Genomic DNA, 8800 nt, shown 5'->3' on the forward strand with positions numbered 1-8800 from the left:
CGGAAAATGCACTCGAATCGTTACGTTGGCCTTCACTGCTCTGAAACAGAGCGGTTTCCACCATACTGTGGCCACTTACCTCGCGGCAGTGGTGATTCCTGCTTCTGTCCAGTCCCCGGCCGGCTGCCGGGCTTGGGATGGCGCGGATGCCCGCCCGCGCAGGTGCGCTAGCAGGTCTTCCACCGCTCCACAGGCGTTTTCCCTCTCGGCGAGCCCCGCCGCGAGAATGACCTTTGCAGCATTGACGTCCCGGTCATGGAGGACGCCGCAATGGTTGCACGCCCAGGATCGGACTTGCAACGGCTTACGATCGCCGACCTTCCAGCAGGCGGAGCAGGTCCGCGTCGAGGGTTTGTGCAGGAAGTCCGAGCGCGCATCGGCGACCTCGGCGTGCACCGCCGCGACGGCCCTGCGGGCCTTCTTCCGGTTCGCCGAACCCGGCCGCTTGCGCGCCAGGCTCCGCTGCGCCCGCGCCAGCTTTCGCTCCTTGCCGCGGTAGCAGCGCGGTGCGGCGACCCGGCGGCCGTCGGATCCGGCGAGGAAGGATCGCAACCCCAGATCGAGGCCCAACGCCCCTCCACCTCCCAGCGGGCTCGGTTCGACCTCGCACACGAACGAGGCGAAGTACCGGCCCGCCGCGTCCTTGACCACCGTCACGCTCGACGGCTCACCCGGCAGGTCCCTCGACCAGACGACCTTGACCTCACCGATTCCCGGCAGCCGAAGGCGCCGGTCCGAGGTGATCCTGAAACGCGAGTTCCGGGTGAACCGCACCGCCTGGCGCCGGTCACGGCGGGACTTGAAGCGCGGCATGCCCACTGAACCGCGCGCCCGCTTGCCGGTCATCGCGTCGAAATAGCCCCGATAGGCCCGGTTGGCGTCCCGGACCGCCTGCTGAAGCGCCACCGATGAGACCTCCGCCAGCCAGGCCCGGTCCTCCCGCCGCTTCGCCTCCGTCACCACCAGCCGCGAGACTTCGGCGTCGCCGACCCATGGGTTCCCCGCTTCGAAGGCCGCCCTGCGCAGTGCGATCACGTCGTTGAACACCACCCGGCAGCACCCGAACGCCTTCGCCAGCGCGGCTTCCTGGCCGGCGCTGGGGTGGAGGCGGTAGCGATAACGAAGCCGCATGGCCCCAAGGCAATCACAGAAAATGACGGTTTCACGGAAATGACACGCGTGTGCCCCGTTCCGAGGGAACGGGGCACACGCCGAGATGAGGACCCGGAAAGCTAGCCGACCTCGACCGACTCACGCTGCTCCGGGGCGCGGGCTTCCCCCGCCTCCACCACCGCGGAACGGCGCTTGGAGACGAGGATCGCGGCCACGAGGGCCGCGAGCGCGACGCCCGCGATGATCCAGCGGACGGGGCCGCCGGACTCGGAGCCGACGCCCTCGACCGTGTAGACGACCACGGCCGGGGCGATGATGAGGCTCACCAGGTTCATGACCTTGAGGAGCGGGTTGATGGCCGGGCCGGCGGTGTCCTTGAACGGGTCGCCGACCGTGTCGCCGATGACGGCCGCGGCGTGGGCCTCGGAGCCCTTGCCGCCGTGGTTGCCGTCCTCGACGTCCTTCTTCGCGTTGTCCCAGGCGCCGCCCGAGTTCGCGAGCATGACGGCCATGAGGACGCCGCACGCGATCGCGCCGGCGAGGTAGGCCGCGAGCGGGCCCACGCCGAGGCCGAAGCCGACCGCGATGGGCGCGGTGATCGCGAGCAGGCCCGGGGTGACCAGCTCGCGCTGGGCGTCGCGGGTGCAGATGTCGACGACGCGGCCGTACTCGGGCCGCTGGGTGCCCTCCATGATCCCGGGGAAGCGCGCGAACTGGTCGCGGACCTCGTTGACGACGGCGCCGGCGGAGCGGGCGACGGCGTTCACGGCGAGGCCGGAGAACAGGAACACGACGCTCGCGCCGATGATGAAGCCGACGATGTTGATCGGGTCGGCGATGTTCAGCGTCTCGAACAGGGCGCCGCCGGCGAGGCCCTCGGAGGCCACGGCGTCGGTGTAGGACCCGAACAGGGCGGTCGCGGCCAGGACCGCGGTCGCGATCGCGATGCCCTTGGTGATCGCCTTGGTGGTGTTGCCGACCGCGTCGAGGTCGGTGAGCGTCTGGGCCGCGTCGCCTTCCACGTCGCCGGACATCTCGGCCACGCCCTGCGCGTTGTCGCTGATGGGCCCGAAGGTGTCCATGGCGACGATGACGCCGACGGTGGTGAGCAGGCCGCAGCCGGCGAGCGCCACCGCGAACAGGCTCACGAGGAAGACCCCGCCGCCGAGCATGTACGCGCCGAGGATCGCCGCGGCGATCGTGAGCGCGGTGTACACGGCCGATTCGAGGCCGAGCGAGAAGCCCGAGAGGATGTTCGTGGCCGCGCCCGTGCGGGTCGAGGCCGAGACGGTCCTGGTCGGCTTGTAGCGGGTGTCGGTGTAGTACCCGGTCAGCGCGAGGATCGCGGCGGCCAGGGCGATGCCGATGAGGACGGAGGCGACGGCGAGGACCTGCGGGCCCACGGGGATGTTCGCGATGTCCTCGGCCGAGACGCGGCCGCCGAGGTCGGACCAGGCCGACGGGACGTACCAGAACACGGCGGCGGCGGTGAGCGCCGCCGCGGCGAACGCGGAGATGTAGAACGCGCGGTTGATCGCGGTCAGGCCCGAGGCGTCGGAGGCGCGCATGCGGGTGATGACCACGCCGAGGATCGCGACGACGATGCCGACGGAAGCGACCAGCAGCGGCAGGATCAGGCCGGTCTCGCCGAAGGCGGCGCGGCCGAGGATGAGGCTGGCGACGAGCACGACGGCGTAGGACTCGAACAGGTCCGCGGCCATGCCGGCGCAGTCGCCGACGTTGTCGCCCACGTTGTCGGCGATGGTCGCCGGGTTGCGCGGGTCGTCCTCGGGGATGCCCTGCTCGACCTTGCCGACCAGGTCGGCGCCGACGTCGGCGGCCTTGGTGAAGATGCCGCCGCCGACCCGCATGAACATGGCCAGGAGCGCGGCACCGAAGCCGAAGCCCTCCAGGACCACGGGGGCGTCGCCGTTGTAGACGAACACGACGACCGCCGCGCCGAGCAGGCCCAGGCCGACGGTGAGGAACCCGACCACGCCGCCGGTGCGGAAGGCCAGGTGCATCGCCTTGGTCGGCTCGCCGTCGCGGGCCGCGGACGCCACGCGCACGTTCGCGCGGGTCGCCAGGCTCATGCCGGCCCAGCCGATGAACGAGCTGAACAGGGCGCCGACGATGAAGAACAGGCTCCGTCCGATGCGGACGTCGTTGCCGCCTTCGGCCGGCAGCAGGAACAGCAGGACCACGGCGATGACGACGAAGATGCTCAGCGCCTTGAACTGGCGCTTCAGGTAGGCCGAGGCGCCCTCCTGGACGGCCCCGGAGATCTCCCGCATCTTGTCGGTGCCGGTCCCGGCGCTCAGGATGCTCTTGACGAGCGCCGCGGCGCCGCCGAGCGCGATGAGCGCCAGGACGGCCGCGAGCACGACGAGGCTGAGGTTCGCGCCTTCAAGCGCGCCTACGCCCTCGTCGCCGTTGGCGAGCAACGTATGCATGAATTTCCTCCATAGAAAAGAAGCAGCGCAGGCAGGGCGCGCCCCTTCACAGACACGTAAGGGGCCGCGTACGGGTGGACGCGGCCGGTGCCGCGCTTGGCGACGCGACTGGCATAACGTGCGGAGTGTAACGATGTGAGGGCTTTCGGAGTGGGTTCGGTCACGCCTGTTCGGCGGGGTGTCCGGGGCCTCAGTGGTCGGCCTGCGAACCCGACCCGGGGAGGGGCCAGCTCATGCTCACCGTGGTCCCGCCGTCGGCGCTGGGACCGGTCACGACCAGGTCTTCGACCAGTCCGCCGAGGACGATGAGGGTGATCTCCTCGGAGAGGGTGTCCTCTTCGAGCGCGTCGTGATCGCTCGCTCGCGCATCGCCGCCGACCGCGGCCGCACCGACCCGGTCCCCGGAGCGCGCGCGCAGATCCTGCGCATTGTCGGTGATTTTCGCAACAAAACGATCACCGATCGAAAATTCTACGCGCACGAGGTCGCGCAGTCCGCGGTCGCGGTGCCGCAGGACCGCGCGCGTGCACGCCTCGCCGACGGCCTGGCGCACCTCGTCGAGGAGCCCGGTCGCGACGCCCGCGTGTGCCGCGACGTCGGCGGCCACGAGCCGGGCGGCCCGCACGTACGCGGCGGCCGGGGTGAAGGCGAACCGGACCGTGGCGGGCTCGGGCCGCCTGCCTCCGGAGCGGTCGTGCCTGGATCCGTTCACTCGCCGGGCACCGCTTCCCGGACGTCCAGGACCTTGTCGAGCCCGGTGAGGTCCAGGAGCTTGCGGATGCGGGGGTTCGCGCACACGACGACGAGGCTGCCGCCGGCGTCGGTCAGGCGCCGCCGGGCACCGATGAGGACGCCCAGGCCGGTCGAGTCGCAGAACTCGGTGGGGGTGAGGTCGATGGCCACCCGCATGCGGCCCTCGGAGGAGAGCTGGCGGACGGCTTCGCGCAGCTGCGGGGCGGTGTACATGTCGATCTCGCCGGTGACGCTGATGACCGCGTAGTCCCCGACGGTCGAAAGGCCCAGTCCCAGTTCGGGCTCGGGCGCACCGTCGCCTGAAGTTCCCCTCACGCCGTCTCTCCTACCTGGCTGGAGTGTGTCTTGGCCCATAAGCGTACTGCGTTGCGAGTGGACCGGAGCCGGGAGCTTATGACCGGATTGCGGGCGACGGGTGCCGACGGACCGCTTGCGGTCCGCGCCGGAGGCGTTGTGTCGGTCCGCTGCGGCATCATTGCAGGATGCCCGCGGACCAGCTCATCGCCGCCCTCGACAGTGACGAGGGCGGCCTCAGGCACCTCCGGAAGCTCCCGCCCCGGGCCTCGGTGCGCAGCCCGTGGCCCGAGTGGGTGCCCGAGGACGTCCGCAAGTCCTTGGAGGACACCGGGATCACCCTCCCGTGGCCGCACCAGGCCGAGGCCGCCACGCACGCGTTCGAGGGCCGCGACACCGTCATCGCCACCGGCACCGCCTCCGGCAAGAGCCTCGCATACCTGCTGCCGGTCCTCACCGAAGCGGCCGCCGAAGGACCGGGCCGCACGCTCTACCTCGCGCCGACGAAGGCCCTCGCGGCCGACCAGGCCCGCGCGGTGGCGGAGTTCGCGATCCCGGGCCTGATCCCGGCGATCGTCGACGGCGACACCCCGTTCGAGCACCGCCAGTGGGCGCAGCGCTTCGCGAACCTGGTCCTGTCCAACCCCGACCTGCTCCACCACTCGCTGCTCCCCCGCCACCGCATGTGGCGCTCGCTCCTCAAGGACCTCAAGTACGTCGTGGTCGACGAGTGCCACGTCTACCGGGGCGTCTTCGGCGCCCACGTGGCCCTGACCCTGCGCCGGCTCCTGCGCCTCGCCGAGCACTACGGCGCGAACCCGACGGTGATCGCCGCCAGCGCCACGGCCGCCGACCCGGCCGCGTCCCTGTCGGTCCTCACCGGACGGCCCGCCACGGCGGTCACCGTGGACTCCTCGCCGTCCCCGGGCGCCACGGTGGCCCTGTGGGAGCCGGTGACGTACGAGATCGACGGCGAGCCGCAGCAGGCCTCGACGCTGAGCGAGACGGCCCGGATGCTCGCGCAGCTGGTGAGGCGCGGCGTGCGCACGCTCGCGTTCGTGCCCTCCCGGCGCGGCGCGGAGATCGTTGCGGCCGAAGCGAAGTCGCGCCTCGGCGCGGACCCGGCGGCGGGCCGGATCGCGGCCTACCGGGCCGGGTACCTGCGCGAGCACCGCCGCGACCTCGAAGCGGACCTGCGCGAGGGCCGCCTGCTCGGGGTGGCGACGACGAACGCCCTCGAACTCGGCATCGACGTGACGGGCCTGGACGCGGTGCTGCTGTGCGGCTACCCGGGGCGCCTGGCGTCGTTCTGGCAGCAGATCGGTCGGGCCGGGCGCGGGGACACCGAGGCGCTCGCGGTGATGCTCGCGAAGGACGACCCGCTCGACACGTACCTGGTGCACCACCCGGAGGCGATCTTCGACCGCCCGGTGGAGGCGAGCGTGTGCGACCCGTCGAACCCGTACGTCCTCGCCGGGCACCTGTGCCTGGCTGCGGAGGAGCTGCCGCTCAAGGAGTCCGACCTGGCGTCGATCCCCGGCAGCCGCGAGGTGGCCGATCAGCTCTGCGAGCAGAAGCTCCTGCGCAAGCGGGCCGGGGGCCGCTACTACTGGATCGGCTCGGAGCGCCCGCAGGTGACGCTGCGCGGGTCCGGGCCGATGGGCGTGGACATCGCGGAGACGAGCACGGGCCGCCTCATCGGCACGGTCGACGCGGCCGCCTCGCACCGCCTCGTCCACCGCGGCGCCCTGTACCTGCACCAGGGCGAGTCGTACCTCGTGGACGACCTCGACCTGGAGGAGGGCCTGGCGCTGGTGCACGCGGCGAAGCCGCCGTGGACGACGAGCGCGCAGGAGATCACCCACCTGGAGATCCTCGCCGAGCGCGAGCGCCTGGAGATGGGCGACGTGACCCTCAGTCTCGGCGACGTGGAGGTGACGTCGTGCGTCATCTCCTACCAGCGCCGCCGCCTGCCTTCGGGCGAGGTGATCGACACGCAGCAGCTCGACCTGCCGCCGCAGACGCTGCGCACCGTCGCGGTCTGGTGGACGGTCGACCCCGAATCGCTTGAGGGCCTGCGCGACCTGGCGGGCTCGCTCCACGCCGCCGAGCACGCCTCGATCGGTCTGCTCCCGCTGATCGCCACGTGCGACCGCTGGGACATCGGCGGCCTCTCGACCGCCGCCCACATGGACACCGAGCTGCCGACGGTCTTCGTCTACGACGGGCACCCGGGCGGCGCGGGCTTCGCCGAGCAGGCGTTCCGCAAGTGGACCGACTGGCTCCGCGCCACCCGCGAGGCGATCTCCGGCTGCGAGTGCACGACCGGCTGCCCCTCCTGCATCCAGAGCCCCAAGTGCGGCAACGGCAACGAGCCCCTGAGCAAACCCGGCGCCCTGACCCTCCTCGGCAAGGTCCTCGCAGCGGGCGAGGGCCCGGTCGAGTCCAAGGTCTTCGACCGCAAGCCCCCCAAGGAAGAGGACGACCTCTGGCCGGGCGACTTCTAGGGCGCGGCTAGCCGGCGACGCGGTTGAGGTTGGCGCTGAGGTGGGGGCTCATGGGGTGGCCTTCGGCGGCCATCTCCTGGGCGTACATGAGGGCGCCGTCGACGATGCCGTAGAGGCGCTTGCCCGCGGTGACCTCCTTGGCCTGCGGGCTGCGCACGACCGCGTCGGTGGCGATCTCGATGCGGGTGCCGTCGACGCGCCCGTAGTAGAGGTCGAGGACCCCGGTCGGGTGGGCGAGGAGGACCTCGATCTCGGGGCGCTTGGGGTCGTCACCGGGGACGACGCGCCACCAGCCGGTCTCCTGGGCGGCGGGCCGGATCGCCTTGCCGTCGGGGTCGATGATCCACGAGCGGGAGCGGTAGCGCAGGAACGGGCGGCCGTCGTGGAAGAACTCCGCCTCCTGCGCGAACAGGAAGTCCTCGGCGCCCGGGTACCCGCCCTGGCCGCGGCCCCGCCAGCGGCCGACGAGCGGGAGGAGCGGGAGGAGGTCGTCGTGCAGGTTCGGTCCCTGCCGCAGGTCGTCGGTCTCCTCGTACGGGTAGGGCTCGACCTTCTCGAAGGTCGAGGCGAACTCCGCCGGTACTTCGCGCTCGCTCATTTGTTCCTCGCGGTTCGGATGGTCCAGTAGCCGAGTGCACCCGCCATGGCGCCTGCGGCGATGACGAGTACGGCGGTCAATGCCGTCTCCACGCGCACCACTTTACGTCCGCACCTCGTCGTCCGGCGGATGCGATGGCAAGATGTTGTTCATGACTACACCTGGACCCTTCGACAACTGGCTCTCGGACATGGACGGCGTGCTCGTCCACGAGGGGGTACCCGTCCCCGGCGCGAACAAGCTCATCGAGAAGCTCCAGTCGGCGGGCCGGGGCTTCCTCGTCCTGACGAACAACTCGATCTACACCCCCAACGACCTCCATGCGCGCCTGAAGAAGTCGGGCCTGTCGGTCCCGGCCGAGAACATCTACACCTCGGCGATGGCGACCGCGGACTTCCTGCACTCGCAGCGCCCGAAGGGCTCGGCGTACGTCATCGGCGAGTCGGGCCTGACGACGGCGCTGCACGAGATCGGGTACGTGCTCACCGACTACCGCCCCGACTACGTGGTCCTCGGCGAGACGCGCCGCTACGACTTCGGGGCGCTGACGACCGCGGTGCGGCTCATCAAGGCCGGGTCGCGGTTCATCTGCACCAACCCGGACACGACCGGCCCGTCGCTGGAGGGCATCCTCCCGGCGTGCGGCGCGATGGCGGCGATGATCACTGCAGCGACCGGGGCGGACCCGTACTTCGTCGGCAAGCCGAACCCGCTGATGATGCGGAACGCGTTGCGGCGCATCGGGGCCCACTCGGAGTCGACGGTGATGATCGGCGACCGCATGGACACCGACGTGCTGTCGGGCCTCGAAGCGGGCCTGGAGACCGTCCTCGTTCTGTCGGGGGTCACTGCCACTATGGAAGAGGTCGAGCGCTACCCGTTCCGACCCAACCACGTCAAGGATTCGGTCGCCGACCTCATCGACTGGATCGAGTAGAGCAAGGAGTCCCCCATGCCTCCCGGCCAACGCCCCGCCCCCAGAGTCACGCGCACCCGCCAGGAGGACGAGGAGGGCCCGGCACCGCTGCGGCCCGCCCGCGGCCCCGACGCCGCGCCGCGCCAGGCGGGCCCGCAGCTCGCCC

General features: G+C 71.2%; 7 protein-coding genes. 2 read left to right on the forward strand and 5 right to left on the reverse strand.

Features of this window, described 5'->3' with window-relative positions:
- Window positions 1–75 precede the first annotated feature (75 nt).
- The 4 genes from DI269_RS22525 to DI269_RS22540 all read right to left on the reverse strand — a co-directional run bounded on the left by DI269_RS22525 (window position 76) and on the right by DI269_RS22540 (window position 4634).
- Complete coding sequence (locus DI269_RS22525) at window positions 76–1131, reverse strand: RNA-guided endonuclease InsQ/TnpB family protein (protein ID WP_198667651.1); 1056 nt, start codon at window positions 1129–1131, stop codon at window positions 76–78.
- 101 nt (window positions 1132–1232) lie between these two features.
- A complete protein-coding gene (locus tag DI269_RS22530) occupies window positions 1233–3566 on the reverse strand; it encodes a sodium-translocating pyrophosphatase (protein WP_112140091.1) in 2334 nt (777 codons plus the stop codon).
- Between the two features lie 190 nt (window positions 3567–3756).
- Window positions 3757–4278: an ATP-binding protein gene (locus tag DI269_RS22535; RefSeq protein WP_157975165.1), complete on the reverse strand. Its 522-nt coding sequence runs from the start codon at window positions 4276–4278 to the stop codon at window positions 3757–3759.
- Window positions 4275–4634 (reverse strand): STAS domain-containing protein, encoded by a 360-nt coding sequence (locus tag DI269_RS22540; protein WP_232822868.1) that lies wholly within the window; start codon window positions 4632–4634, stop codon window positions 4275–4277. The genes DI269_RS22535 and DI269_RS22540 overlap by 4 nt, the downstream gene beginning before the upstream one ends.
- 167 nt (window positions 4635–4801) lie before the next feature.
- On the opposite strand from DI269_RS22540, the gene DI269_RS22545 reads away from it, so the two are divergent.
- Window positions 4802–7120, forward strand: a complete 2319-nt coding sequence (locus DI269_RS22545) for a DEAD/DEAH box helicase (protein WP_112140098.1) — start codon at window positions 4802–4804, stop codon at window positions 7118–7120.
- Window positions 7121–7127: 7 nt separating this feature from the next.
- Here DI269_RS22545 and DI269_RS22550 read toward each other — a convergent pair whose 3' ends face one another.
- Window positions 7128–7718: an FABP family protein gene (locus tag DI269_RS22550; RefSeq protein WP_112140101.1), complete on the reverse strand. Its 591-nt coding sequence runs from the start codon at window positions 7716–7718 to the stop codon at window positions 7128–7130.
- Between the two features lie 151 nt (window positions 7719–7869).
- Between DI269_RS22550 and DI269_RS22555 the strand changes: the two genes are divergently transcribed.
- Window positions 7870–8655, forward strand: a complete 786-nt coding sequence (locus tag DI269_RS22555; RefSeq protein WP_112140113.1) for an HAD-IIA family hydrolase — start codon at window positions 7870–7872, stop codon at window positions 8653–8655.
- Window positions 8656–8800 lie beyond the last annotated feature (145 nt).

Origin of the sequence: Glycomyces dulcitolivorans, from assembly GCF_003265355.1 — a bacterium.
Classification (GTDB): domain Bacteria; phylum Actinomycetota; class Actinomycetes; order Mycobacteriales; family Micromonosporaceae; genus Glycomyces; species Glycomyces dulcitolivorans.

Bases quoted from the DNA above. Each gene is read 5' to 3' on its own strand.
- DI269_RS22550 (WP_112140101.1), bottom strand. From the start codon at position 7,718: ATGAGCGAGCGCGAAGTACCGGCGGAGTTCGCCTCGACCTTCGAGAAG.
- DI269_RS22525 (WP_198667651.1), bottom strand. From the start codon at position 1,131: ATGCGGCTTCGTTATCGCTACCGCCTCCACCCCAGCGCCGGCCAGGAA.
- DI269_RS22555 (WP_112140113.1), top strand. From the start codon at position 7,870: ATGACTACACCTGGACCCTTCGACAACTGGCTCTCGGACATGGACGGC.
- DI269_RS22530 (WP_112140091.1), bottom strand. From the start codon at position 3,566: ATGCATACGTTGCTCGCCAACGGCGACGAGGGCGTAGGCGCGCTTGAA.
- DI269_RS22545 (WP_112140098.1), top strand. From the start codon at position 4,802: ATGCCCGCGGACCAGCTCATCGCCGCCCTCGACAGTGACGAGGGCGGC.